This window comes from Methylobacterium sp. Leaf93 (genome assembly GCF_001422345.1).
In the GTDB taxonomy this organism is placed as follows: Bacteria; Pseudomonadota; Alphaproteobacteria; order Rhizobiales; family Beijerinckiaceae; genus Methylobacterium; species Methylobacterium bullatum.
In genome coordinates this window covers 321,769-346,979 of the sequence record NZ_LMMS01000012.1, presented here as the reverse complement: position 1 = coordinate 346,979, position 25,211 = coordinate 321,769, and the positions used below count along the sequence as shown (strand labels likewise).

19 protein-coding genes are annotated in these 25,211 nt (G+C 66.9%); 10 read left to right on the top strand and 9 right to left on the bottom strand.

Going from position 1 to position 25,211, the window contains the following annotated elements; translation table 11 throughout:
* Nucleotides 1-441: 441 nt before the first annotated feature.
* The 4 genes from ASF26_RS10185 to ASF26_RS10170 form a co-directional block, all read right to left on the bottom strand.
* Nucleotides 442-759, bottom strand: coding sequence for a hypothetical protein (locus tag ASF26_RS10185; protein WP_244475887.1), 318 nt, complete (start codon nucleotides 757-759; stop codon nucleotides 442-444).
* Between the two features lie 24 nt (nucleotides 760-783).
* Nucleotides 784-3,237 (bottom strand): DNA topoisomerase (ATP-hydrolyzing) subunit B, encoded by a 2,454-nt coding sequence (gene gyrB / locus ASF26_RS10180; protein ID WP_056253395.1) that lies wholly within the window; start codon nucleotides 3,235-3,237, stop codon nucleotides 784-786.
* A 238-nt stretch (nucleotides 3,238-3,475) separates the two neighbouring features.
* Entirely contained in the window at nucleotides 3,476-3,745 is a 270-nt protein-coding gene (locus tag ASF26_RS10175) for a hypothetical protein (RefSeq protein WP_056252922.1), read from the bottom strand.
* Nucleotides 3,746-3,908: 163 nt separating this feature from the next.
* Nucleotides 3,909-4,553, bottom strand: coding sequence for an MBL fold metallo-hydrolase (locus ASF26_RS10170; RefSeq protein ID WP_056252918.1), 645 nt, complete (start codon nucleotides 4,551-4,553; stop codon nucleotides 3,909-3,911).
* Nucleotides 4,554-4,851: 298 nt separating this feature from the next.
* On the opposite strand from ASF26_RS10170, the gene ASF26_RS10165 reads away from it, so the two are divergent.
* Nucleotides 4,852-6,486 (top strand): AarF/UbiB family protein, encoded by a 1,635-nt coding sequence (locus ASF26_RS10165; RefSeq protein WP_056252914.1) that lies wholly within the window; start codon nucleotides 4,852-4,854, stop codon nucleotides 6,484-6,486.
* Nucleotides 6,487-6,549: 63 nt separating this feature from the next.
* Here ASF26_RS10165 and ASF26_RS10160 read toward each other — a convergent pair whose 3' ends face one another.
* Nucleotides 6,550-6,849 carry a HigA family addiction module antitoxin gene (locus tag ASF26_RS10160; RefSeq protein WP_056252912.1) on the bottom strand — a complete coding sequence of 100 codons (300 nt, stop codon included), beginning with the start codon at nucleotides 6,847-6,849 and terminating at the stop codon, nucleotides 6,550-6,552.
* 307 nt (nucleotides 6,850-7,156) lie between these two features.
* Here ASF26_RS10160 and ASF26_RS10155 point away from each other — a divergent pair, with 307 nt between their 5' ends.
* Entirely contained in the window at nucleotides 7,157-7,417 is a 261-nt protein-coding gene (locus ASF26_RS10155; RefSeq protein WP_056252909.1) for a DUF3892 domain-containing protein, read from the top strand.
* Nucleotides 7,418-7,493: 76 nt separating this feature from the next.
* Here ASF26_RS10155 and ASF26_RS10150 read toward each other — a convergent pair whose 3' ends face one another.
* Nucleotides 7,494-9,161 (bottom strand): alpha-amylase family protein, encoded by a 1,668-nt coding sequence (locus ASF26_RS10150; RefSeq protein WP_056252906.1) that lies wholly within the window; start codon nucleotides 9,159-9,161, stop codon nucleotides 7,494-7,496.
* Between the two features lie 206 nt (nucleotides 9,162-9,367).
* Between ASF26_RS10150 and ASF26_RS10145 the strand changes: the two genes are divergently transcribed.
* Both ASF26_RS10145 and ASF26_RS10140 read left to right on the top strand, forming a co-directional pair.
* Nucleotides 9,368-12,391 (top strand): transglycosylase domain-containing protein, encoded by a 3,024-nt coding sequence (locus ASF26_RS10145; RefSeq protein ID WP_056252903.1) that lies wholly within the window; start codon nucleotides 9,368-9,370, stop codon nucleotides 12,389-12,391.
* A 42-nt stretch (nucleotides 12,392-12,433) separates the two neighbouring features.
* Nucleotides 12,434-13,501 carry a hypothetical protein gene (locus ASF26_RS10140; protein ID WP_156462935.1) on the top strand — a complete coding sequence of 356 codons (1,068 nt, stop codon included), beginning with the start codon at nucleotides 12,434-12,436 and terminating at the stop codon, nucleotides 13,499-13,501.
* 10 nt (nucleotides 13,502-13,511) lie between these two features.
* On the opposite strand, the gene ASF26_RS10135 is transcribed toward ASF26_RS10140, so the two are convergent.
* The gene (locus ASF26_RS10135; RefSeq protein ID WP_018043129.1) at nucleotides 13,512-13,718 is read right to left on the bottom strand and encodes a hypothetical protein; all 207 of its coding nucleotides are present in this window, start codon (nucleotides 13,716-13,718) and stop codon (nucleotides 13,512-13,514) included.
* Between the two features lie 238 nt (nucleotides 13,719-13,956).
* Between ASF26_RS10135 and ASF26_RS10130 the strand changes: the two genes are divergently transcribed.
* The 6 genes from ASF26_RS10130 (at nucleotide 13,957) to ASF26_RS10105 (ending at nucleotide 23,240) form a co-directional block, all read left to right on the top strand.
* Entirely contained in the window at nucleotides 13,957-14,205 is a 249-nt protein-coding gene (locus ASF26_RS10130) for a hypothetical protein (RefSeq protein ID WP_026175816.1), read from the top strand.
* A 500-nt stretch (nucleotides 14,206-14,705) separates the two neighbouring features.
* Complete coding sequence (locus ASF26_RS10125; RefSeq protein WP_056252900.1) at nucleotides 14,706-15,509, top strand: Crp/Fnr family transcriptional regulator; 804 nt, start codon at nucleotides 14,706-14,708, stop codon at nucleotides 15,507-15,509.
* Nucleotides 15,510-15,765: 256 nt separating this feature from the next.
* Entirely contained in the window at nucleotides 15,766-17,676 is a 1,911-nt protein-coding gene (locus tag ASF26_RS10120; protein ID WP_244475886.1) for a PAS domain S-box protein, read from the top strand.
* Nucleotides 17,677-18,007: 331 nt separating this feature from the next.
* Nucleotides 18,008-20,998 carry an excinuclease ABC subunit UvrA gene (gene uvrA, locus ASF26_RS10115; RefSeq protein ID WP_056252897.1) on the top strand — a complete coding sequence of 997 codons (2,991 nt, stop codon included), beginning with the start codon at nucleotides 18,008-18,010 and terminating at the stop codon, nucleotides 20,996-20,998.
* Between the two features lie 497 nt (nucleotides 20,999-21,495).
* Nucleotides 21,496-22,449 (top strand): transporter, encoded by a 954-nt coding sequence (locus ASF26_RS10110; protein WP_056252894.1) that lies wholly within the window; start codon nucleotides 21,496-21,498, stop codon nucleotides 22,447-22,449.
* Between the two features lie 278 nt (nucleotides 22,450-22,727).
* Nucleotides 22,728-23,240 (top strand): fasciclin domain-containing protein, encoded by a 513-nt coding sequence (locus ASF26_RS10105; protein WP_156462950.1) that lies wholly within the window; start codon nucleotides 22,728-22,730, stop codon nucleotides 23,238-23,240.
* Nucleotides 23,241-23,374: 134 nt separating this feature from the next.
* On the opposite strand, the gene hflX is transcribed toward ASF26_RS10105, so the two are convergent.
* Both hflX and hfq read right to left on the bottom strand, forming a co-directional pair.
* Complete coding sequence (hflX, locus tag ASF26_RS10100; RefSeq protein ID WP_026175814.1) at nucleotides 23,375-24,784, bottom strand: GTPase HflX; 1,410 nt, start codon at nucleotides 24,782-24,784, stop codon at nucleotides 23,375-23,377.
* Nucleotides 24,785-24,928: 144 nt separating this feature from the next.
* Nucleotides 24,929-25,183: an RNA chaperone Hfq gene (gene hfq / locus ASF26_RS10095; RefSeq protein ID WP_009866358.1), complete on the bottom strand. Its 255-nt coding sequence runs from the start codon at nucleotides 25,181-25,183 to the stop codon at nucleotides 24,929-24,931.
* Nucleotides 25,184-25,211 lie beyond the last annotated feature (28 nt).

Here is a 25,211-nt window from a genome sequence, read left to right as displayed (position 1 = left end):
AAAACAACAAACTATTCGTAATATATTTCATTTAAAATATAGTATAACAATTAAATAACGCCGAATAGTAATTGGATATATTTGCGAATCATATTGTATGTATTCGCCTGTAAAAGACAAACCGATCTGTATCACCAATGGGCATTCTTGTAATACAATTATCGATGGTGTCGGCTCGGTTTCACAGAGGCCAATGTTCGGTGTCTCAATTATTCTTGCTTCGATGGGCGAGTCGTTGAGTCGATCGGACCCGGCGATCGAATCGGCATCGCCATCGTCCGGGAGCATGCCTGATGGGTCGGGGCGCGCCGCGCCTCGTTCGGAGATAAGCTCGCGTCTGGGGATGAGACTGGGCCCGACGTCGGCGGTCGTCACAGCTTCGCCGCGGCCGGGAAGCGAGCGGTGCGACGTTCTTCTTGACGCAACCGTCGGGACGGGGCGTCAGGCGATGTCGGGATCCTCGTCGTCCTCGTCGATGAGGCTCAGCGTGCGCAGGATCGCGAGGGCGACCATCTCGGCATCCACCTCGCCCTCGGCCGTGGCCGGCAGGATCGCCACGGTGCTGACCTCTTGTCCGGCGAGACGCCCGACGACGACCTTGTAGACCTCCCCGCCGGGCGCGTCGTCGTCGCGCACGAGGCAGACGCGGTGATCGCCGGCCTCGCCGTAGACGCGCTCGGTCGTCACCTCGACCCGGTCGTCGTCCCCGCGCGCCGGCTTGCGCGGCTGACCGAAGGTCGGACGGATGATGTTGCTCATGTCGACCCTCCCGGCCGCATTCATTCAGACGTCGAGATTGGCGACGCTGAGGGCGTTTTCCTGGATGAACTCGCGGCGCGGCTCCACCACGTCGCCCATCAGCTTCACGAACAGGTCGTCGGCATCCTGGGTGTCCTTGATCCGAACCTGGAGGAGCGAGCGGACCTCGCTGTCGAGGGTCGTCTCCCAGAGCTGCTGCGGGTTCATCTCGCCGAGCCCCTTGTAGCGCTGGAGCTGGAGGCCCTTGCGCCCGAAGGCCATCACCGCCTCGAACAGGCCGACGGGGCCGTGCAGGACGGTCTCCTCGCCCTTGCGGGCATAGGTCACCGGCTCGCCGTAGATCTCGCGCAGGGCTTCGGCCCGGTCGGACAGGCGGCGCGCCTCCTGCGAGGCGATGAGCGAGGCATCCAAGGTCACCACCTGGCGCACCCCGCGCAGGGTCCGGCTGAGGACGTAGCCGCCTTCGCTGACGGAGCCTTCCCAGCCCTGCTCGATATCGTCGGCGATGACGTCCATGCGCCGGGCGATCTCGGCGGCGCGCTTCGTCGCCTCGTCGGGGTTCTCGTCCACGTTGGTGCGGAAGGCCCCGGCGATCATCGCCTGTTCCACCGTGGCGCGGTCGTAGCGGGTGTGCAGCGCCTGCATCAGGCCGCGGAACTGGCGCGCCTCCTCCACAAGGACCTTCAATTGCGGCCCGCCGAACTCGGCGCCGGAGGCGAGGCGCAGCACGGCCCCGTCGACGCCGGCATCGATGAGGTAATCCTCCAGCGCCCGCTCGTCCTTGAGGTAGATCGCGGTCTTGCCCTTGGCGGCCTTATAGAGCGGCGGCTGGGCGATGTAGACGTAGCCGCGCTCGATCAGCTCCGGCATCTGCCGGAAGAAGAAGGTCAGCAGCAGGGTGCGGATGTGGGAGCCGTCCACGTCCGCATCGGTCATGATGATGATGCGGTGATAGCGCAGCTTATCCGGGTTGAAGCCCTCCCGGTCGGTGGAGGAGCGGCCGATTCCGGCGCCGAGCGCCGTGATCAGCGTGCCGATCTCGGCCGAGGAGAGCATCCGGTCCGCCCGCACGCGCTCGACGTTCAGGATCTTGCCGCGCAGGGGGAGCACGGCCTGGAAGTGGCGGTCGCGGCCCTGCTTGGCCGAGCCGCCGGCGGAATCGCCCTCCACCAGGAGGATCTCGCATTTCGACGGGTCGCGCTCCTGGCAATCGGCGAGCTTGCCCGGCAGCGAGGCGATGTCGAGCACGCCCTTGCGGGTCACGGTCTCGCGGGCCTTGCGCGCCGCCTCGCGGGCGGAGGCCGCGAGGATGACCTTGCCCATCACGGATTTCGCCTGGGCCGGGTTCTCCTCGAGCCAGTTGGAGAGGCCCTCGTTGAGGACGTTCTCCACGGCCGGGCGGACTTCCGACGAGACCAGCTTGTCCTTGGTCTGGGACGAGAATTTCGGGTCGGGCACCTGCACCGAGATCACGGCGGTGAGGCCCTCGCGGCAATCCTCGCCGGTGAGGGTGATCTTCTCGCGCTTGGTGATGCCGGTGGATTCGGCATAGCCGGTGATCTGCCGGGTCATGGCGGCGCGGAAGCCCGCCATGTGGGTGCCGCCGTCACGCTGTGGGATGTTGTTGGTGAAGGGCAGCACGGTCTCGTTGAACGAGTCGTTCCACCACAACGCCACCTCGACGCGGATGTTGTCGCGCTCGGCCCGCACGAAGACCGGCTTCGTCATGCCCTCGATCGGTTTGCGCGAGCGGTCGAGATAGCGCACGAAAGCCTCGATCCCGCCCTCGTAGAACAGCTCCTCGCGCTTGTGCTCGGCATGGCGCGCGTCGGTGAGGACGATGCGCACGCCGGAATTGAGGAAGGCGAGTTCGCGCAGGCGCTTCTCCAGCGTCGCGTAGTCGAACTCGATCATCGTGAACGTGTCGGTGGAGGGCAGGAACGACACTTCCGTGCCGCGCCGTCCGTTGCCGTCGCCCACGACCACCAGCGGGGAGACCGCGTCGCCGTGGTGGAACTCCATCGCGTGCTCCTTGCCGTTGCGCCAGATGCGCAGGCGGAGCCATTGCGACAGGGCGTTGACCACGGAGACGCCGACGCCATGTAGGCCGCCGGAGACCTTGTAGGAATTCTGGTCGAACTTACCGCCCGCATGGAGCTGGGTCATGATGACCTCGGCGGCCGAGACCCCCTCCTCCTTGTGGATGTCGGTGGGGATGCCGCGGCCGTTGTCGGACACTGTCACCGAGCCGTCGGCGTTGAGGGTACAGGTGACGATGTCGGCGTGGCCTGCCAGCGCCTCGTCGATGGCGTTGTCCACCACCTCGTAGACCATGTGATGCAGGCCCGACCCGTCATCGGTGTCGCCGATATACATGCCGGGCCGCTTGCGCACGGCGTCCAGGCCCTTGAGCACGCGGATGGATTCCGCGCCATAGGCCGTGGCCGCCAGGTTGCGGGAGGTGTCGTCGTCGGTCATGTCGGACATCAAGTTCCCCAGGCAGGCGGGTCTTTGCTTGATTTTCGTGCCCCGGCTCGGTCCCCGGGTACGCCTGCGATTCGTTCAGTGGGCTATATATAAGCGGTGCGTCTTGAAAATGCACCGCATGAGCATAGCTGTGGCGATCCAATCCGATGGGGCGGTGGAAGGTGTTCGAGCGTCGGGCGGGAAGTGAGAAAGTCAGGCCGTTCCGGAGCCCGCGCGCACCGAATTCACCTCAAGGCCCGAGGACTTTGATGAAAGCCGCACCCGCACCGAAGAACGCGGCGCCGGCAGCCATCCCCGACAAAGCGATCTGCCAGGGAGCGAGCATCCGATTTCGCGCCAGCTTCGATGCTTCAGCGGCCAGTTTGCTCTGCTCAGCGGCGAGCTTGCTCTGCTCGGCGATCAGTTTGTGCTGCTCGGCCACGAATTTGCGGGTCTCTTCCTGAGCCCGCTCGATTCGGGCGCGCTGCTCCTCGAGATCAAACGGCACCGTCTCCGACATCGATCCTGGTCCTCGAACGAGCAGGCGATCCGTGATCGTCCTCCGCTAGGATATGAGGTGGCGCCGCGGGGAGTGGCAAGAGACAAGAGCCGCCAGTCCCTTCCTGCCCCACTGCGTAGTCACGACGGTGCCAGGCGGTAACGCTCTCATCCATCTCCGAAGCTCACTCCTGCAGGAACGGATTGGTCATCCGCTCCTCGCCCAGCGTGCTGGTGGGGCCGTGGCCGGGGATGAAGGCGATGTCGTCGCCCAGCGGCAGGACCTTCTCCTTGATGGCGCGGATGAGCTGGTTGTGATTGCCGCCGGGCAGGTCGGTACGGCCGACCGAGCCCTTGAACACCACGTCTCCCACCAGGGCGAAGCGCGCGTCGCGGCTGACGAAGACGACGCTGCCGGGCGAGTGGCCGGGCGCATGCAGGATGTCGAAGGCGAGATCGCCCACGCTCACCGCGTCGCCTTCGGCGAGCCAGCGGTCCGGAATCACCGCGCGAGCGCCGTCGATGCCGTAATTGGCGCCCGTCTCGGGCAGGGAATCGAGGAGGTAGCGGTCGGCCTCGTGCGGGCCTTCGATGGGGACGCCAAGCCGCTCGCGCAGCTCGTCGGCGCCGCCGGCATGGTCGATATGGCCGTGGGTGAGCAGGATCTTCTCGATGGTGATGCCCTGGTCGCGGATCGCGGCCTCGATCCGGTCGAGGTCGCCGCCGGGATCGACGACGGCGCCGATCTTGGTCTCGTCGGACCAGATCAGGGTGCAGTTCTGCTGGAAGGGCGTCACCGGGATGATTCCGGCGCGGGGCGTGCCTGCCATCGGGACCGTCTCTCCGTCGATTGGGCGCGAGGATCGCGCGGGAGCCGCCTGTCTAAGCGGGTTCGCGTCGGCAAGCCAACGCTTCCGCGCCCTCGGGCTTTTGGAGCGTCGCGGGTTTTGGCTCGTCGGGCCGTCCGCGGTGCCGCGTGCCGACGATTGCCGCTGCGCCGCCAAAATTCGGCCTCGCCGGCTTCCTAGACGTGGCCTATCTGGACACCGGCACCGTCCAGGACAGGCCCGCCGGCCTGAGACGACGACGCGGCCACCCTCACGCCAGCCGGGGCAGTCCCTTGAGCACATGCTGAAAACCGCCTTCGTCGCCGCTCGCGACAGGCAGCGCCTGAGCGAGATCGCTGCCGTTCTGATCGGCTACGGTGTCACCAAGGTGGTGGAGCGCCTCGGCCTCGGCCATCTGGCGCGCTTCGCCAAGCGCCGCCGGCCCCAGGTGGACGTGGCGCGCCTGTCCCAGCCGCAGCGCGTGCGCCGGGCGATCGAGGCCCTGGGGCCGACCTTCATCAAGCTCGGCCAGATCCTGGCGAGCCGGCCCGACCTGCTGACGCCGGAATGGACCGAGGAGTTGGAGAAGCTTCACAGCCAGGTCCGGCCCATCGCCTGGGACAAGATCCGGCCGCAGCTGGAGGCCGATCTCGGCGCTCCTCCCTCGGAGATCTTCGCCGAGTTCGACATCGTCCCCCTGGCCGCGGCCTCCATCGCCCAGGTCTACCGGGCGCGGCTGATGTCGGGCGAGGAGGTGGTGGTGAAGGTCCTGCGCCCCGGCCTGCGCAAGATCATCGAGGCGGATCTGCGCCTTCTGGCGCACGCCACCCGCATCGTGGTGGACGAGTGGCCGGAATTCGGACGCTACCAGCCCCACGAGCAGATGCGTCATCTCGCCAGCGGCCTCTACGGCGAGCTCGACCTCATCAACGAGGCGCGCAACTGCGAGACCATCGCGGCGATCTTCGCCGACCGGGACGACATCGTCATCCCCAAGATCCACTGGGAGTTCACCTCCGAGCGCGTCCTCGTCCAGGAATTCATTCACGGCATCCCGCCCAACGACCATGCCCGCCTGGACGCGGCCGGGATCGACAAGGTCAAGGTCGCCCAGAAGGGCACCGACGCCTTCCTCAACATGGCGCTGATCGAGGGCGTGTTCCACGCAGACCCGCATCCCGGCAACATGCTGGTGATGCCCGGCAACCGCATCGGCTTCATCGATTTCGGCATCATCGGCCGCCTCTCCGAGCGGCGGCGCACCCAGCTCCTGATGCTCATCGGCGCGATGCTGAAGGAGGATTCTGACGGGCTGATGGCCGTGCTCCTCGACTGGACCGGATCGAGCAACCCCGACCTCACCAAGCTCGAATCTTCCTCCCAGGCCTTCATCAACCGCCATGCCGGCTCGGTGCTGAACTTCGGCGACCTCCTCACCGACTTCATGACCATGGCCCGCGAGAACGACCTGGCCATGCCCACCGACCTCGCCATCCTGTTCAAGGGGCTGGTGACGGCGGACGGGGTGATGCGCCATCTCGACCCGAAATTCGACCTCTTCACCGCCGCCGGCCCCACGGTGAAGAGCAAGCTCGCCTCGCAATTCTCGATCAAGGGTATCACCCGCAAGGTCGAGGCGGTGGGGGCCGGCCTGTTCGGCGCTGCCTCCGAACTGCCGACCCTGATCCATCTCATGCTGGTGCGCCTGAAGCAGGGCCGCGTCACCGTCGAGATCGAGCTGAAGGGCATCGAGAAGCTCACCCGCGGCATCGAGCGCGCCGCCGCCCGCATCGCCGTGGCGCTCATCGTCGCCGCTTTCGCGACCCAGCTCGCCCCCCGCTTCATGGACCTCGGCACCCCGGCCTTCGTCACGGTGGGCGCGATGGTCTGCGTGATCGGAATCGGCTGGTTGGTGCTGCTGGGGCGGAACAAGTAGGCGTGCGCCGCCCCTGAGCAGGGCTCGCGACAGCAATCACCGGTTTTGCATTCCAAAACCTGCTCAGGACGTCGAGGCGGGTTCGGCTTCGCGGGGGCGGATGCCGGAATAATCCACCGTCGCACGCGCCTTCGACAGGTCGTGGGCGTTCTGGAGGTTGAGCCAGAATTGCGGCGCCGTTCCAAACCGGACGCCGAGCCGGATCGCGGTATCGGCCGTGATGCCGCGTCGGCCCCGGATGATTTCGGAGACGCGATGGGGCGGCACGCCGATCTCTGCCGCGATCTGCCGGGCGGAGAGGTCGAGGGGCGTAAGGTACTCTTCCACGATGATTTCGCCGGGATGGGTGCGGATGCGTGCCATGGCCGATCTCCTGTGCGGTCGCTCGATCATGCCCTCGATCACGGCACCGGGACAGTACGGAGCCAACCTGCGCGTCGCAGCGAGAGAATGGCTGGGTGAGTCGTCTGCGGGCGTGATGGGACTTGGCACGGGTAGGTCCCTGGCAGGGAGCGCCGACGGGCCGCCGGGCTCGCTGTGACGCGACCTCGCAGACGACAGGTCGAAATATTCTGCGATAGAAAATTTCTTCTAGGTTGTAAAAGTCATACGATAAATTACCTGAAGTCGGCGCCCCATATTGGGCTGCCAACGAAAGGGTTTACGCACCATGGCTGATCGCGCGGTCAGGAAGACGGGAAAGAACGCTCAGGGCGACATCACCGCATTGTGCAACGACGGCGACGTCTGGTCTCCGCGCCGGAAGCAGGATGCCATCAACGACATCGAGACCGGGCTCCACACCTATCATGTGCCTTGGACCAACGGACGAACCGAGATCCGGGTCGTTCAGGGCCCGAACGGCAAATACCTGCGCACGGATCGCGATCAGACCACCCGGAACAACCTGGACGATCTTCCGGACTGCTGATCCCGTTCAGGGGCGGGATTGGACGCCGCGGCCGGCACGCCCTCGGCCGGGCCGGCCCGGTGCCTGCAAGGCAGACTCACCCCACCCGTCGCTTCAGCGGCGCGTCGAGGCCGCCGAGGCGGAACCAGTGGTAGCCGTAGCGCTCCATCATCAGGCAATGGCGGCCGTCCTCATCGGCCTCGCTGCGGCGGCCGGTGAGGAGGTCGACGAGGACGCGGCCCTCCGGCCCCTCGACCTCCGGTGAGAGGGAGACCTCCATCGGCGTTCCGGATAGGTTGTGGACGCAAAGCACCGAATTGCCCTCCCAGTCGTAGCGGATCGCCAGGATCGCGGGCGAGGCCGTCTCGAGCACCACGAAATCGCCCCAGCCGATCTCCGGCACCTCCTTGCGGGTGCGGATGACGCTCTCCATCCAGTTGAGCAGCGAGCCGCGGTCGTGGCGCTGGCTCGCCACGTTCACGTGGTCGAAGCCGTAGGCGCCGCTCCCGATCACCGGCAGGGTCGGGGTTTCGCTCTTGGTGAAGCCTCCGTGCGCCTCCGCATTCCACTGCATCGGGGTGCGGGCGCACTCGCGCTCCTTCAGGGAGAGGTCGTCGCCCATGCCGATCTCGTCACCGTAGCGCAGCACCGGCGTGCCCGGCAGGGTGAACATCAGGGAATAGGCGAGCTCGATGCGCTGCTGGTCGCCGCCCAGCATCGGGGCGAGACGGCGCCGGATGCCGCGGTCGTAGAGCTGCATCCCCTTCTCCGGCCCGAACGCGTCGAAGACCGTCTGGCGCTGGGCCTCGGTGAGGCGTCCGAGATCCAGTTCGTCGTGGTTGCGCAGGAACACCGCCCATTGCGCCGAATCCGGGCGGTTCCAGGTCTTGCGCATCGCCTTGGCGAGGGGGCGGCCGTCGCCGGAGGCCAGCCCGTAGAAGAGCGCCTGGTTGACCTGGAAGTTGAACAGCATGTGGAGCCGGTCGGCGTCGTCGCCGAAATAGTCGAGGTCCTTCTTCGGCAGGATGTTGGCCTCGCCGAGGATGATGGCGTCGCCCTGGCGCCATTGCAGGAACTCGCGAAAATCCCGGAGCATGTCGAATTGCTCTTCGGGCTCGCCCGTGACTTCGGGGCCCTTCTTGGCAATGACGAAGGGCACCGCATCCATGCGGAAGCCCGAGACGCCGAGCTGGATCCAGAACCCCATGATCTTCTGGATTTCGGCCCGCACCGCCGGATGGGCCGTGTTGAGATCGGGCTGGAACGGCATGAAACGGTGGAAGTAATAGGCTCCCGCCTTGGCGTCGCGAGTCCAGGTCGTGGTCTGGACGCCGGGGAACACCATGCCTTCGTCGGCGTGGGGCGGCTTCGTCTTCGACCAGACGTACCAGTCGCGGTAGGGGGAATCCGGGTCCGATCGGGCCGACTGGAACCAGGGGTGCTGGTCCGAGGTGTGGTTGACCACCAGATCGATGAGGACGCGCAGGCCCCTCTGCTTGGCCGCGTGGGTAAACGCGACGAAGTCGCCGAGCGAGCCGTAATCCGGGTCGACGCCATAGTAATCGGTGATGTCGTAGCCGCCGTCGCGCTTCGGCGAAGGCTGGAACGGCATCAGCCAGATCGCCGTGATGCCCATGCCCTGCAGGTAATCGAGCCGGCGCTCCAGTCCGACGAAGTCACCGATGCCGTCGCCGTTGCCGTCGAGGAAGGTCCGGACCGACAGGCAGTAGACGACCGCGTTCTTGTACCAAAGGTCCTTGATCATGCGACGCAGGTCTCCGGAGGGCCGCGCCGGCGGGCGCATCCGGCTGCAACGTCGACGGGGAAGGAAGCGTTGCGGGAGGCCGGTGCCGCGCCGGTCTCCTTAAATCAGCCGCCTTGTGCATCCCATCTCGTGCCGTGTGCGTTGCGGCTGCCGATCCTGTCGTCCGTGCCCTGTGACGCGTCCTGGATTTCGGTGCCCTCCCCTCGATGAATATCATCCTGATCAAGCTGTTCGCCACGGCGCTGACGCTCAGTCAGGTGACGACGCGGCCGGATGCGGTGAAGACGCAGTTCGATCCGGTGGCCGACAAGGCCCAGGTGGTGCAGATCCTGCGCGACGGCTGCGCCCATATGCGCAAGGCCTTCGACATCGAGGACATCAACCTCGACGAGCTGATCTCCACCGCGATGGAGGACCCGTCGGCCATCGCCGGGGCCTCCGCGCCGAAGCTCCTGCACGGGCTCGATATCGGCGAGCTCAACACGAGCTACCGCCAGTTCTGCAAGGGCGAGAACCCGGCGAACTCGCCCTTCGACGCGGCCGAGGTCATCGCCTTCTACAACAAGGCCGTGGCCGACCTGCCCTCGGCCCAGGACCTGAAGGACCGCAAGCTCCCCGGCGCCAGCCTGATCCTCGACGGGGCCGGCAAGCGCTACGCCGAGGCGTTCGAGGCCAACGGGCGACGTCTGAGCGTGCCGATCGGCGACGTGCCGGTGATGGTGCAAAAGGCGTTCGTGGCGGCCGAGGACAAGCGCTTCGAGACCCACAAGGGCATCGACGAGCGCGGCGTCATCCGGGCCTTCATCGGCAACCTCGCCTCGCCGGGGCGCCCGGCCGGCGGCTCCACCATCACCCAGCAGGTGGTCAAGAACCTCTCGGTGGGCGACGACGTTACCTACGAGCGCAAGATCCGCGAGATGATCGTGGCCTCGCGCCTGGAGCGGATCCTCGGCAAACCGCAGATCCTCGAACTTTACCTCAACGGCATCTATCTCGGCCGCGGCTCCTACGGGATCGAGATGGCCGCGCGGAGCTATTTCGGCAAATCGGTGGGGCAGCTCACCGTGCCCGAGGCGGCGCTGCTGGGCGGCATGCCGAAGGGGCCGAACTTCTACAATCCGGACAAGTATCCCGACCGCGCCAAGGAGCGCCGCGCCTATGTGCTGGCGCGGATGAAGGACGAGGGCGTCATCACCGAGGCGCAGCTGACCGAGGCGGCCAACGCCCCCCTCGGGTTGAAGCCGATCGAGACCACGCGACGCGATTCCGGGTTCTACTTCGTCGATCACCTTACCCGCGAGGCGCGCACCTTCGCGGGCATCGACTCGCTCACCTCCGCCTCCCACGTGGTCCGCTCCACCATCAATGCGGGCCTCCAAACCGCCGTGGAATCCGCCCTGCAAGACGGGCTCGCCACTTACGAGCGCGCCACCGGGCGCCAGCGCTACGAGGGGCCGGAATTCAACCTCGCCGACAGCATCGCCAAGCTCGGCGGGTCCACGCCCGCCGTGGAGGGATCGGTCCAGTCGGTCCCCCTCGTCGTCGGCGGCGAGGCGAAACCGAAAGCTGCGCCCGTCAAGCCCGCCCCTGCGGTGGCGGTCGCCGGGCCGAAGCCGGTGCCGCAGACACCCGTCTGGCAGCGTGCCCTTGAGAGTGCGCGGCCCGTGCTCTACGACGTCCACTGGCCGCTGGCCGTGGTGCTCGAATCCGGGCGCGGGCCGGTGAAGGCGGGGCTCGCCGACGGGCGCATCGTCAGCCTCGATCCCGGCATCGCCAAGGGCCGGCTCCAGACCTACGACGTGGTGCGGGTGAAGTTGCGCGACCCGAAGGCCAAGGCTCTCCGCGCGGACCTGCGCGTGCGTCCCTCGGTCCAGGGCGCGGCCCTGGTGCTGGAGAACCGCACCGGGCGCATCCTCGCCATGGACGGGGGCTTCTCCTATCCGTTGAGCCAGCTCAACCGGGTGACGCAGACCGTGCGCCAGCCCGGCTCGACCCTGAAGCCGCTGACCTATCTCGCCGCGCTGAATGCCGGCCTGCAGCCCAACACCCTGGTGATGGATGCGAGCGTGACCCTGCCGCCCATCGGCGGTGTCGGCCAGTCCTGGAGCCCGAAGAACTACGATGGCGGCGGCTCGGGCGCGACGACCCTCCGGCGCGGGCTCGAATTCTCGAAGAACCTCGTCACCGCACGCCTGCTCCAGGGCGGCATCGCCGATACGCCGCCGGCGAGCCTCACTCGCATCTGCGACCTCGCCCTCGAAGCGCAGCTCTATGCCGAATGCGAGCGCTACTATCCGTTCGTCCTCGGCTCGCAGCCGGTCCGCATGGTCGATCTTGCCGCCTTCTACGCGGCCGTGGCCAATGAGGGCGCGCGGCCGGCGCCTTACGCGCTGGAGGCGGTGGAGCGCGACGGCGCGGTCCTCTACAAGCGCGAGCCGAAGGAGCCGGTGCGGATCGGCTCGGCCGACAGGGTGGCCTTCTATCAGCTGAAGACCATGCTGCAGGGCGTCACCAACCATGGCACGGCGGCGGCGCTGGCCCGCTTCTCCGGCTCCATCGCCGGCAAGACCGGCACGTCCGAGAACGAGAACGACGCGTGGTTTGCCGGCTTCACCAACGAGATCACCATCGTGGTCTGGGTCGGCTACGACAATGCCGACGGCACCCGCCGGACCCTGGGGCGCGGCCAGACCGGCGGGCATCTCGCCGTGCCGATCGCCGGCACGATCCTCCAGGCCGCCTGGGCCAACGGCGTGGCGCGCACGCCCCTCGCCCCGCCCTCCCCGGAGGCGAAACGCCTGCTCGCCGACCTGCCCATCGACCCTCGCAGCGGCGCGCGCGTCTCCGGCGGCGGCTTCATCGAGCATTTCCGGCTGAGCGACGGCCGCGTGGCCGACACGCAGTACCAATTGCTGCCGCGCGAGGTGCAGACCGCCATGCGGCCGGATTCCGAGGACGGCGACACCGGCGGCCTCGACGACGGCGCCGACGTGGTGGGCGACCTGTACGGCAACCTCACCACGCGGCGCGAGCCCGAGCCCGATCTCTTCGACCCCTTCGGCGAGCGGCCGGCCCAGCCGCGCGGCCGCCGTGCTCAGGGGGAGGGCTACGAAGGGTCGCGGAGCCCGGCATGGCCGGGCACCCAGCGCTCGCCCTTCGGCGAGGACGAGCCGCCCCGCGCCCGCCGCCGCGATCCCGACTACCTGTTCGGCGACGACCCGCGCTACTGAGGCGCGGATCCCCTCCCCTCATCAGCAAACCGAGGCCCCGACGTGAAGACGCAGCTTCCGGCGACACGTGTCCTTGCCCAGATCATCGCTTTCCTGCCCGTGCTGGCGCTCGGCCTCCCCGTCTCCGCGCAGGAGGGAATGAAGGCCCAGGTCCCCGCCGACCGGATCAGGGAGGTTCCCGCCATCGAGCCGTCGGGCCTTGCCGCCCTCAAGCCCGGAGTGATCCTGTTCACCGACCACCGGGACAACCCGGCCAACCCCGAGAGCGGCCTGACGCCCTATCTCGAATGGCGAAAGCTGCGCCCGGCCGAGCAGGCGGCCCTGGCGCCCTACCCCGCCTATGCCGAGCCCGATTACAGCGTGACGCTCAACGGCGTCTCGAAGCAGCGGCACGAGACCCTGAAGGTCTATGTGGCGCAGGGGCGGTTCGTGGTGGGAAAGCCCGCGGACTCCATCGACCTGTCGGCCTTCGCCAATCTCGGCTTCGTGTCCAAGATGGACCCCGTCATCAAGCACAAGACCTTAAGCCCCGCCGAGGTGACGCCCACCAAGGACCCGGCCGCCGCCTTCGCCCGCCGCCCGGACCGGGCTTGGTGCGAGGGTGCCGCCGCCTGCATCGAATCCCGCTACGACCTCGAGGGCAAGCTGCCGCTCGGCGTGAAGCTCGCCAACAAGCTGGAGGACGGCGCCTCGAAGAAGGTCGCCGAATTCGTCTCGTTCCAGAGCGAGCTGCGGACCCTGCCGGCGGCCGAGGCGGCCTCGCTCGCGGCGCTCACGCGGGTCGACACCCCGGTGGCCGGCGGCCTCGAACAGACGATCTTCTGGGTCAACCAGATCCTGCGCTTCGGCAAGTTCCTCGCCGTGTTCCAGCCGATGCCGAACGATCCCGGCAAGACGGTGGTGACGACCTACATGGCGCTTGCGATCAAGGCCGATGTCCTCGACCGCAAGCAGGAATATGCCCGCGTGCCGGTGCTGAAGAACCTGCTTCCGGCGCAGGTGCTCATGGGCAATTCGTCCTTCAACACCGGCACGTCGATCAGTGCCGGCCTGCCCACCTACGCCCGCAACCGCATGATCGCCTTCGCGGACGCCCTGGCGAAGAACTGAAGGAGTGGTCTCAGTTACCGCGGCTGACGATGGAGGGCATCGACGGGGCGGTGTAGGCGCGGTTTACGTCGCGGCGGGTCTGGGTGCCGTTGGTGTCGTTGGAGCGGCGGTAATTCTCGGTGCTGAAGCTGTCCGAGAAGCCGCTGCGGTCGGCGCTGTTGCAGGCCCCGAGGGCACAGAACAGGCCGGCGGCGACGAGGAAGGCGGTGGGACGCATCGGAGGTTCCTGGGGTACTGATCCTGCTGGACCGATCGCCCCTGTGGTGGTGCCGGGGAGGTCGCCGCGTCAAGCACAAGGATAACGAAACGTCACGGCTTACCGGCAGAGTGATGTTCCCGCGCCACGAAAACGCTCACTACGCTCAACGACATTCGGGCATCGGAGGCGCATTCATGCGGAATCGCCGTCCCTGGATCTGGTGCTCCGGCCCACCTTGGGCGACACATTGTCCGACATGAGCAACGTAGTCCCCTTCTCCCGCCCCCGCGCCGTTCCGGCGCCACAGATCAGCGACGTGGTTGCGGTCGCAGACGATCTGTTCGCCGCCCTGGAGCTGCTTCAGGGCGTCACCCATCGTGCCGCAGCCATGGGCCGTCCCCGCAGGGAGATGGAACTCACCGTCCGCAACCTGCGCGAGGCCGTCAGTGCCGTGGAGCGCGCGCTCGACTGCATCGGCGAAGGGGACGAGGCCGGCCAGGGCTGAGCCGACACCGCGCCGGAGCGGGATGAGTCCGGGCGTCCCCTCGCTCGCATGAGCGACAGTGCGATGGATGTCGCCGACGGGCGGGCGCGGGTCCCCTCTCCTTCCGGGCAGGGCGATCGCATATGCCGATTTGCTCGTCGAAAATCGAATCGCAGCACCCCGTCATCCCGGGACCGCGCAGCGGAGCCCGGGATCCAGAAACACAGGCGGTGCAGGACTTTGCACCGTCGGCGGCTCTGGATTCCGGGCTCGCCTATGGCGACCCGGAATGACGGCGTGGTGCCATGTGCAATCGCCCTGCTTTTCAGGAGAGGGCACCCGCGCATCCCGCGAGATGGACGACGGCGAGATGTGTGAATGCCGTAGCGCCCGCCGCGCGAGAAGCGCACGCCGAATCCCGCCGGGACGATCATATTTCTTGTACCTTCGTCCACTTGTGGACAGACGCTCCGTTGATGATACGCTATGGCGCGAGACAGAAGGTGAACACCGCGTGTCCCATGCTCTCGTCGACTGAGTCCTTCCTCGAAGGCAATCTCCTGCTGAAGGCTCTGTCCCCGGAGGATCGGGGATTGCTCGCGCCCCATTTCGAGCGTGCCGACGTTCGGCGTGGCGAGACCCTGTTCACCGTCGGGGCCAAGGTGTCGTTCATCTCGTTTCCCTGCGAGCAAACGGTCATCAACCTGATCGTCTCCATGCGCGACGGGCGGAGCGCGGAAACCGCCACGATCGGGCGGGAGGGCGCCGTGGGCGGGGTCGTCAGCCACGGCAGCCTCCCGGCCTTCAGCACGGCCCTGGTGCAGATCGGCGGGCCGGTCCTGAGGCTCGATGCCGCCAAGCTACAGGACGCCAAGCTCCGCTCGACCACCCTGCGCAACCTCTTCACCCGCTATGCGGACTGCCTGCTGGGACAGGTGCTGCAATCCGTGGCCTGCAACGCCCTCCACCCGATCGAGGAGCGCTGTCTGCGCTGGCTGTTGACGCTGCAGGACAGGATCGGCACGGAAACGCTGCCCGTCACCCACGAACTCCTTGCCAACATGCTGGGTGTCCAGCGGACCTATCTCACCCGGATCCTGCGGACCCTGCAGATCCAGGGGCTGATCGAGGTCGGGCGCGGCCGCATCACTATCCTCGACCGCGCCAGGATCCAGGAGGCGGCCTGCGAGTGCCACGGCGCCGTGGTGAGCCATTTCGAGACTGTACTCGGGGCCGTCTACGATGCCGAGGGGCGGATGCTCTCCGTCGATCCTCCGACCCAGCCGCGCCAGGACGATTCCGTCCGTGCGGCCGAAGCCGTCTGATTCCGGGATGGTCGAGCACCGTGGGAGTGGACGAGGCGTACCGCTCCGCGGGAGACCTGCCGGGCTCAGTCTCCAATCTCGTATCCGTGACGGAAAGCGTGGGGGCAACTTGCGAAATCTGGCGGCGAGACTTGTTCGCCGCAAGATCTGACGGCATCTGATGGGACGGCGACCGACCGAGTCTGACGCGAATACGATGACCATTGCGAAAGTACCGTCACCCCTCCGCGGGAGCCGTCGCGATCCTTCATCGCCGGTGCCGGCCATAGCCGTCGGCGACAGGCCGGACGGCGTCGGTGCGAATGCCGGCGGCGACAAGCCGTCCCGCGACCGGAGCTCCATCGATGAGCGCTATCGGCTGGTGGCCAAGGCGACCAGCGACGTCGTCTGGGACTGGGATCTGGTGCACGACACCATCGTATGGAACGAGGCGCTCGCGACGTCCTATGGCTGGCCGCCGGCCCATGTCGGCCCGGGCTCCGCCTGGTGGCTCGGCAACATCCATCCCGACGACAGGGGCGCGGTCTCCGCCGGTCTGAACGCCCTCTTCGAAGGGCACTCGGACCTGTGGAGCCATCAATACCGCTTCCTGAAGGGCGGCGGTGGCTACGCGGACGTGCTGGATCGCGGATATCTCGTGCGTGACGCTTCGGGCGTGCCGCTGCGGATGGTCGGTGCGATGCTCGACATCACCGTGCGAACCCAGTTGGAGGCACAGTTCCGCGCGGTGTTCGAGGGCGCGAATATCGGGATCGTCCAGTTCGATCCCCGCAGCGTCCTGGCGCTGCGGGTCAATGCCAAGCTCTGCGAGATCTGGGGCGCGCCGGAATCCGAGATCGTCGGGTGCTCGCTCGCCCAATGGACGCCCGCCGAGGATGCGGGCGAGCGCGACGCCCTGCATCGGCGGCTGGCCACCGGCGAGACCCTGCAGGACAGCTTCGAGAAGCGCTATCGCCGGCGGGACGGGCGGCTCATCTGGGCAAGGGTCAACCTGGTCTCGCAGACCCTCGGCGACGAAGTCCACGCCATGGCGATGATCGAGGACATCACCGAGGAGAAACGCGCGGATGCACGCCGTGACGCGCTCCTCAGCCTGGGCGACCGCCTGCGCGAACTGCGCTCGAACGCCGAAGTCGTGGCGACGACGGCGGAGATCCTGGGCCGGACCCTGGCCACGACGCGGGCCGGCTACGGCATGGTCGACCTGCCGGCCGGACTGGTGACGGTGGCGCATTCGTGGTCGTCCGACGGACAGGTCTTTCCGAGCCAGACCCTGCCGCTGGACGAATATCCCGCCAGCATCGCGAGCCTGCGGCGCGGAGAGGTGCTCGCGGTGGCCGACCTCGCCTCCGCGCCCGAACTCGACACGGACGCGGCCCTCTACATCGCCCAGGGCGTCCGCGCGGTGATCTCCGTCCCCCTGCTCCGGCGCGGCCGACTCGTGGGCGTGCTCTACGCGACGGAGGCGTCGCCGCGCGCATGGACCCAGAACGAGATCGATTTCGTCCGCGACGTGGCGGAGCGGGCCTGGAGCGGGCTGACCCGGATCGAGGCGGACGAGCAGCAGCGCATCCTCAACCGCGAACTCAGCCATCGCATGAAGAACACCCTGGCGATGGTTCAGGCGATCGCCTCGCAGAGCCTGCGCAACGTCACCGACATCGAGGCCGCCAAGCATGCCCTCGCCGCGCGCCTGATCGCCCTGGGCAAGGCCCACGACATCCTGCTGACCGGACAGCGGGAGAGCGCGGAGATGGCGGCGGTGCTGACGAGCGCCCTGTCGCTGCACGACGACCAGCAGCCCGGCCGGTTCCACCTGTCGGGCCCCGACATCGTCATCGGCTCGAAGGCGGCGTTGTCCCTCGCCCTGATGATGCACGAACTCGCCACCAATGCCGCCAAGTACGGCGCCCTCTCCCGGCCGGACGGCCGCGTCACCGTGGCGTGGAGCGTGGTCGCGGCGGACGAGGACGACACGATCCACCTCACCTGGTCCGAGCGCGGCGGCCCGCTCGTGCATCCCCCGACCCGGAAGGGCTTCGGCTCGCGCCTCATCGAGCGTGGGCTCGCCGGCGCGGTGGGCGGCGAGGTCTCCCTCGCTTACGAACCGGACGGCCTGGTGTGCCGGGTCATGGCGCCGCTTTCGGGGTTCCAGGGAAATTTCTAGCAGCCCAAAAAGGCGTCCCGCTCGCGTGGCCCTTTCGGTCTTCAAAGCTTCGTCTGGTCCCGACGGTGGGCAAAATCCGACGCCGATATTGTGGCTGTACGCTTTTTGTTCTAGCTGGGTGACGGATATGCGTGGCGTGCGTCTTGCCCGCCCGGCCCGTGCGCCCGACATGGCGACCGGTGGCGGGGCCGTCGTCGTCGACCTCGCCGCATGACGTCTCGGAGACGATCGCCGCCGAGCGTCGTTGTCGACTGCCCGTTCCTGCAAGCCCTGCCGCCCAAGTCCTGCCGCCCAAGTCCTGCCGCTCAAGCCCTGCCGCCGAAGAGACCCAATGGCCAAAGCAAAAGCCGCCGCCAAGACACCACGGGGCCTGAAGAGCCAAGCGGCGCAGGCGCAGGAAGAGAGCGTCGAGGCGCGGATCGAGAAGCTGTTCGAGGGGAGCCCCGACCGTCGCGTCATCGCCGTGCGCGGCGCGCGCGAGCACAACCTCAAGAACATCGATCTCACGATCCCGCGCGACAAGCTCGTGGTCTTCACCGGCCTGTCGGGGTCGGGCAAGTCGTCGCTCGCCTTCGATACGATCTATGCCGAAGGGCAGCGCCGCTACGTCGAATCGCTTTCGGCCTATGCCCGCCAGTTCCTCGAGATGATGTCGAAACCCGATGTCGATCAGATCGACGGGCTCTCCCCGGCCATCTCCATCGAGCAGAAGACGACCTCGAAGAACCCGCGCTCCACCGTGGGGACGGTGACCGAAATCTACGATTACATGCGTTTGCTCTGGGCGCGGGTCGGCATCCCCTACTCGCCCGCCACCGGCCTGCCGATCGAGAGCCAGACGGTGAGCCAGATGGTCGACCGGGTGCTGGCCCTGCCCGAGAAGAGCCGGCTCTATCTCCTCGCTCCCGTCGTCCGGGGCCGGAAGGGCGAGTACCGCAAGGAGATCGCCGAGTTCCAGAAGAAGGGCTTCCAGCGCTTGCGCATCGACGGCGAATACTACCCGATCGACGATGCGCCCAAGCTCGACAAGAAGCTCAAGCACGATATCGACGTGGTGGTGGACCGCCTCGTGGTCCGGGCCGACATCGCCGCGCGGCTGGCTGATTCCTTCGAGACCGCCCTGGAACTGGCCGACGGCATCGCGCTGATCGAATTCGCCGATCCGGCCGAGGGCGAGAGCATCACCTTCTCGTCGCGCTTCGCCTGCCCGGTCTCCGGTTTCACCATCGCCGAGATCGAGCCGCGGCTGTTCTCGTTCAACAACCCGTTCGGCGCCTGCCCGACCTGCGGCGGCATCGGCCACGAAATGCGGATCGACCCCGAACTGGTCATTTCCGACGCCAAGCTCAGCCTCAAGCGCGGTGCCGTCGGCCCCTGGGCGAAATCGACCTCGCCCTATTACGGCCAGACCCTCGACGCCCTGGCCAAACATTACGGCTTCAAGACCAGCGTGCCCTGGTCGGACCTTCCCGAGACCGCGCACAAGGTGATCCTCTACGGCTCCGGCCGCGAGTCGATCCGCTTTGCCTACAATGACGGCATGCGCGCCTACGAGGTGAACAAGCCGTTCGAGGGCGTGATCCCGAACCTGGAGCGGCGCTACAAGGAGACCGAAAGCGACGCGTCCCGCGACGACATCGCCCGGTTCATGAGCGAGACGCCCTGCGCCTCCTGCGGCGGCAAGCGTCTCAAGATCGAGGCCCTGGCGGTGAAGGTCGCCATGCAGGACATCGGCGATGTCACCGCGCTTTCCGTGCGCGAGGCGCACCGCTGGTTCTCCGAGCTCGCGGAGAAGCTGACGCCGAAACAGAACGAGATCGCCTTCCGCATCCTCAAGGAGATCCGCGACCGGCTGACCTTCCTCGTCGATGTCGGCCTCGATTATCTCACCCTGGCGCGCGGTTCGGGCTCGCTCTCGGGCGGCGAAAGCCAGCGCATCCGCCTCGCCTCGCAGATCGGCTCCGGGCTGACGGGGGTGCTCTACGTCCTCGACGAGCCCTCCATCGGCCTGCACCAGCGCGACAACGAGCGCCTGCTCGGCACGCTGAAGCGCCTGCGCGACCTCGGCAATTCCGTCATCGTCGTCGAGCACGACGAGGACGCGATCCTCCAGGCCGATTACGTCGTCGATGTCGGCCCCGGCGCCGGTATCCATGGTGGGCAGATCATCGCCCAGGGCACCCCCGAGGAGGTGCTGAAGAACCCCGCCTCGCTCACCGCCAAGTACCTGACGGGCGAGATGAGCGTGCGGGTGCCCACCGCCCGGCGGAAGGGACGGAAGGGCAAGCTCACCCTCGTCGGCGCGCGGGGCAACAACCTGAAGGATGTGAGCGTTGAGATCCCGCTCGGAACCTTCACCTGCGTCTCGGGCGTCTCGGGGGGCGGCAAGTCCACCCTCATCATCGACACGCTCTACAAGGCGGTGGCCAAATCCCTCAACGGAGCGATGGAGCACCCGGCCCCGTTCGAGCGCCTCGACGGGCTCGAGAATCTCGACAAGGTCATCGACATCGACCAGTCGCCCATCGGACGCACGCCGCGCTCTAACCCGGCGACCTATACCGGGGCCTTCACGCCGATCCGCGACTGGTTCGCCGGATTGCCGGAGGCGAAGGCGCGCGGCTATCAGGCCGGCCGTTTCTCCTTCAACGTGAAGGGCGGGCGCTGCGAGGCCTGTTCGGGCGACGGCGTCATCAAGATCGAAATGCACTTCCTGCCGGACGTCTACGTCACCTGCGACGTGTGCAAGGGCCGCCGCTACGACCGCGAGACCCTGGAGGTGAAGTACCGCAACCATTCCATCGCCGACGTCCTCGACATGACCGTCGAGGAGGCGGCCGACCTGTTCAAGGCGGTGCCGACGATCCGCGAGAAGATGGAGACCCTGGCGCGGGTCGGTCTCGGCTACGTCAAGGTCGGGCAGCAGGCCACCACCCTGTCGGGCGGCGAGGCGCAGCGGGTGAAGCTGTCCAAGGAACTCTCCAAGCGCGCCACCGGCCGCACGCTCTACATCCTCGACGAGCCGACTACCGGCCTTCACTTCCATGACGTCGCCAAGCTCATGGAGGTGCTCCACGAACTCGTGGACCAAGGCAACACCGTCGTGGTGATCGAGCACAACCTCGAGGTCATCAAGACCGCCGACTGGGTGATCGACATGGGGCCCGAGGGCGGAGATGGCGGCGGCGTCGTGGTGGCTGAGGGGACGCCGGAGCAGATCGCCAAGTCGAAAGCGAGCCATACCGGCAGGTTCCTGCGCGATGTGCTGGCCCGCCGTCCCCTCGCCGAGGTCACTGCCAAGGGCCGGGACGCGGCGGAATAAGCTGCCCGTCCGGCCACGGCCAAGCTAGATTCGACGGCGACGGGGAACGATGGCCCTGCTGCGGTGCACAGGCACCACGCATGCGTGGATCGCGGTCCGCTGGCGATGCGCAAACTCCTGCCGTCGATTGCGCAATCGTCCCGCTGCATGGATCGGTCGCAACGGTTTGACTGATCAGCGTTATTTTGCCGATACGTTGCTCAATGCGGCGCCATGCCCAGCGGAATTCTGCTGAGAAAGTTAACAAAACCTTGCGCTGCACCGCGTCGAAATTGCGGCTTTTCCGCAACGGTTCGTTTGGAACTGCCTCGATCCGAAGCATTGGACTGTCAATCCGATCCGACCTGTAGAATAGTTCTCAGCGTTGAGACACGAATTCGGGCCGCAAGGGGGGCCCTACGCACTGGATGTCAGCAAGCCGCGAGAACGCGGCACTCGGCACGATGGTTCGTAGGTCTGCGCGGCGAATGCCTGAAATCCTTGGGAAGGACTAGACAATGACGAAGAACTGGCTGGCCACCGGCGCGCTTGCGCTCACCATGGGCATGACCGCCACGGCGTCCTACGCCCAGACGACCACGATCCCCGGCGAGCAGGTCGGCCTCGCCACCGGCGCTCCGCTGCCCGAGGGCATCTACGCTCTGAACACTTTCGTCTACCAGTCGCGTGACAACTCGGCTCTGGACGTCGGGATCAACATTCCCGTGCTGGTCTGGTCGACCCCGCTGGTTCCGCTCGGCGGCCGCATCGAGCTCCTCGTTGCTCCCCCGACCGTGTTCACCTTCGGCAAGAGCGGCCCGTCCGGCCTGCGTGACACGTCGATCAACGTCGGTACCTTCGTCGGCGGTATCTGGGCCTTCGACCTCGGCAACAACTTCGGCGTCAGCTTGCTCGGCGGTGTCTACCTGAACGAGCTGAACGGTGACCGTGGTGTCCTGCGCACCAACGCCGGCGCCCTCGCCAGCACTGCCGTGCTGCCCCAGCTCTCGTCGAACACCTACCGCTTCGGCGTTGCCGCCAGCTACACCGGCGATGGTTACAATCTGACCGCCAACCTCACCGCGAACATCTACGATTCGCCGTCCTCCTTCGGCAGTGGCCGTGACTTCGGCACGATCTACTCGCTCTCCGACTCCCTCAACCTCGACCTGACCGCGACCAAGAAGTTCGGTAAGTTCGAGATCGGCGCCATCGCGTACGGTACCGTCAACTTCGACACCGGCGCCAAGGCCGGCAACATCATCAACGCCGCCTTCAACGATCGTGGCCGGTTCCTGATGGGCGGCCTCGTCGGCTACGACTTCGGCTTCGCCACCGCGCAGGTCTACGTCGCCCGTACCGTCGCCACCACCAGCTTCGACAGCACCGAGATCTCGGGCCGCCTGATCGTTCCGCTGTACTCGCCGACCCCGGTCGCCGCTGCTCCGGCCCCGATCATCCGCAAGTACTGATCTCGAACTCGGCGGCGAGGGTCGTCCTCGCCGCCGTGCGGATCACGAAAGCCCGTCCGACCTTCCGGTCGGGCGGGCTTTTGCTTTGGAGGAGACGCTCGCGTCCCGCCCTATCTCGCGCGAACACGACTTTCCGCAGCGTCCCCGAAACTTTTCTCGTCCGGGCTCCGTAACGAGCGATGACCCCCGCGAAGGGGATAGCTCGAGAGGAACGCTCCATGACCAACACCCGTCGCCCCGTGGCCTCCACGTTCGCCGCCGTCGCCCTAGCCTTCACCATGGGCGCCGCGTTCCCGGTGGCCGCCGTCGCCAAGAACCCGACCGTCGGCGGCGCTCCGATGTATGCGACGAAGAACATCGTCGAGAACGCGGTCAACTCGAAGGATCATACCACCCTCGTCGCCGCCGTGAAGGCCGCCGGTCTCGTCGACACCCTCGCGGGCCCCGGCCCGTTCACCGTCTTCGCACCCACCAACGCCGCCTTCGCCAAGCTCCCGGCCGGCACCGTCGAGACCCTGGTGAAGCCCGAGAACAAGGCGACGCTGACCTCCATCCTGACCTATCACGTCGTCCCCGGCACCCTGACCGCCAAGGATCTCATGAAGATCGCCAAGGACGGCGGCGGTGAAGGCCAGATCAAGACCGTGCAGGGCACCCCGCTCGTGGTCCAGACCAAGGGCAAGGCCGTGTACCTCACCGACACCAAGGGCAACACCGCCAAGGTGACCATCGCCAACGTGATGCAGTCGAACGGCGTCATCCACGTCATCAACGGCGTTCTGCAGCCGTAAGACGTCTTTCTGGACCCGAAACTCATCCCCCGGCTCCCTTGGAGTCGGGTTTTTTTTGTTGTGCCTCCGAAGCCTCCCGCGGTCGCGGATCGGCGATCGCCTTTCCGCCGCTCCGCCGGGAGGCTTCCCCCTTATCAGTCCGCGCGGCTGAGCTTGCGTGCGCTGGCGAAGCGGTTGAGGAAGCGTGGCTCCTTCTCCGGCGCCACGCGGATGGCGAGGTGGATCGTGCCGGCCTCTTCAGCACGGCGGTCGAGAACCTCGGCATTCTCGTAGAGCCAGTTGAGCGCCGCACCGTCCTCGGGCGCGAGGGTGACGGCGAAGGTGGAGCGGCGCTTGGCGATCCGCGCCTCGATCCGTCCCGACAGGGCCGCCAGGCCCTCGCCCGTGAGGGCCGAGACCAGGATCGGCACGTCGCTGTCCCGGTCGTTGCGCCCCTGGGCACTCAGGTTGAGGAGGCGCGTGCGCTCCGAATCATCGAGCAGGTCAGCCTTGTTCCAGACCTCGATGATTCGCTCGGCCGTGGTCTCGATCCCGAGTTCGCGGAGTACGTCGCCGACATCCTCGGCTTGCGCCTCCGAATCGACATGGCTCACGTCGCGGACATGGAGCAGGATATCGGCCTCGATCACGTCCTCAAGCGTGGCGCGGAAGGCGGCGATGAGGGCCGTGGGCAGTTCCGAGATGAAGCCCACCGTGTCCGAGAGGATCACCGTCTCCCCATGCGGCAACTTCGTCGCGCGCGCGGTCGGGTCGAGGGTCGCGAACAGCATGTCCTTGGCCATCACCTCGGCCTTGGTGAGGGCGTTGAACAGCGTCGACTTGCCGGCATTGGTGTAGCCGACGAGGGCGACGATCGGGTACGGCACCCGCGCCCGGCTCTCCCGGTGCAGGCCGCGCGTGCGGGTGACGCTGTCGAGCTCGCGCTCGATCTTCGTCATCCGCTCCTGGATCATCCGGCGATCGGCCTCGATCTGGGTTTCGCCGGGGCCGCCGAGGAAGCCGAAGCCGCCGCGCTGGCGTTCGAGGTGGGTCCAGGACCGCACGAGGCGGCTGCGCTGGTAGGCGAGATGGGCGTGCTCGACCTGCAGCGTGCCCTCGCGGGTGGAGGCGCGCCGGCCGAAGATCTCCAGGATGAGGCCGGTGCGGTCGATGACTTTGCAGCCGAACGCTTTCTCTAGGTTGCGCTGCTGCACCGGCGACAGGGCACAATCCATGACGACGAGGCCGATCTCCTCGGCCTTGATCCGGCCGGCGAGCTCTTCGACCCGGCCCTTGCCCAGATAGGTGGAGGGGCGGATGCGCGAGACCGGCGCGATGATCGCCTCGGTGACGTCCAACTCGATGGCCACGGCGAGACCCGCCGCCTCGTCGATCCGCGCCTCGCTCGAGCGCGAGACGTCGGCCGGTCCGCCGCCTGTCCGGGGAGCGGCGGACCGGGTGAGATAGGGGCCGATCACCAGCGTATGGGTCGCGGCCGCGATCTCACCTTCGGGAGCGGCCATCGCCTGGAGCCGGGCTTCGCCCGGCGTTGTCATTTGCGTCATGAAATTCGGTTCGACCCTGTCCCCTGAAGATGAGGAGAATGGGCTTTTGCCGACGTCAAACAAGGGCAGTCTTCGGTCCTCGTTCGATGTTCGGCGTCAGACGTCCGGCAACGTCTCGTCATGGGCAAGACTGCCGACGTCTCTTCACGCCTTATCGGGCGCCGTCTCGTCCGGCTCGAACAACTGAACCGGATGCCCGGGCATGATCGTCGAGATCGCATGCTTGTAGACGAGCTGCGAATGCCCGTCCCGGCGCAGGAGGACACAGAAGTTGTCGAACCAGGTCACGACGCCCTGAAGCTTGACGCCGTTGACGAGGAAGATCGTGAGCGGGATCTTGTTCTTGCGGACATGATTGAGAAACGTGTCCTGCAGGTTCTGAGCGCGTTCGCCCGCCATTCTTTATTAATCCTTCTTAGAAACCTGC

Bases quoted from the DNA above. Each gene is read 5' to 3' on its own strand.
- hfq (WP_009866358.1), bottom strand. From the start codon at position 25,183: ATGGCGGGCGAACGCGCTCAGAACCTGCAGGACACGTTTCTCAATCAT.
- gyrB (WP_056253395.1), bottom strand. From the start codon at position 3,237: ATGACCGACGACGACACCTCCCGCAACCTGGCGGCCACGGCCTATGGC.
- ASF26_RS10125 (WP_056252900.1), top strand. From the start codon at position 14,706: ATGCTCTCGTCGACTGAGTCCTTCCTCGAAGGCAATCTCCTGCTGAAG.
- ASF26_RS10185 (WP_244475887.1), bottom strand. From the start codon at position 759: ATGAGCAACATCATCCGTCCGACCTTCGGTCAGCCGCGCAAGCCGGCG.
- ASF26_RS10155 (WP_056252909.1), top strand. From the start codon at position 7,157: ATGGCTGATCGCGCGGTCAGGAAGACGGGAAAGAACGCTCAGGGCGAC.
- ASF26_RS10135 (WP_018043129.1), bottom strand. From the start codon at position 13,718: ATGCGTCCCACCGCCTTCCTCGTCGCCGCCGGCCTGTTCTGTGCCCTC.
- ASF26_RS10145 (WP_056252903.1), top strand. From the start codon at position 9,368: ATGAATATCATCCTGATCAAGCTGTTCGCCACGGCGCTGACGCTCAGT.
- uvrA (WP_056252897.1), top strand. From the start codon at position 18,008: ATGGCCAAAGCAAAAGCCGCCGCCAAGACACCACGGGGCCTGAAGAGC.
- ASF26_RS10110 (WP_056252894.1), top strand. From the start codon at position 21,496: ATGACGAAGAACTGGCTGGCCACCGGCGCGCTTGCGCTCACCATGGGC.
- ASF26_RS10105 (WP_156462950.1), top strand. From the start codon at position 22,728: ATGGGCGCCGCGTTCCCGGTGGCCGCCGTCGCCAAGAACCCGACCGTC.
- ASF26_RS10130 (WP_026175816.1), top strand. From the start codon at position 13,957: ATGAGCAACGTAGTCCCCTTCTCCCGCCCCCGCGCCGTTCCGGCGCCA.
- ASF26_RS10150 (WP_056252906.1), bottom strand. From the start codon at position 9,161: ATGATCAAGGACCTTTGGTACAAGAACGCGGTCGTCTACTGCCTGTCG.
- ASF26_RS10165 (WP_056252914.1), top strand. From the start codon at position 4,852: ATGCTGAAAACCGCCTTCGTCGCCGCTCGCGACAGGCAGCGCCTGAGC.
- hflX (WP_026175814.1), bottom strand. From the start codon at position 24,784: ATGACGCAAATGACAACGCCGGGCGAAGCCCGGCTCCAGGCGATGGCC.
- ASF26_RS10160 (WP_056252912.1), bottom strand. From the start codon at position 6,849: ATGGCACGCATCCGCACCCATCCCGGCGAAATCATCGTGGAAGAGTAC.
- ASF26_RS10170 (WP_056252918.1), bottom strand. From the start codon at position 4,553: ATGGCAGGCACGCCCCGCGCCGGAATCATCCCGGTGACGCCCTTCCAG.
- ASF26_RS10175 (WP_056252922.1), bottom strand. From the start codon at position 3,745: ATGTCGGAGACGGTGCCGTTTGATCTCGAGGAGCAGCGCGCCCGAATC.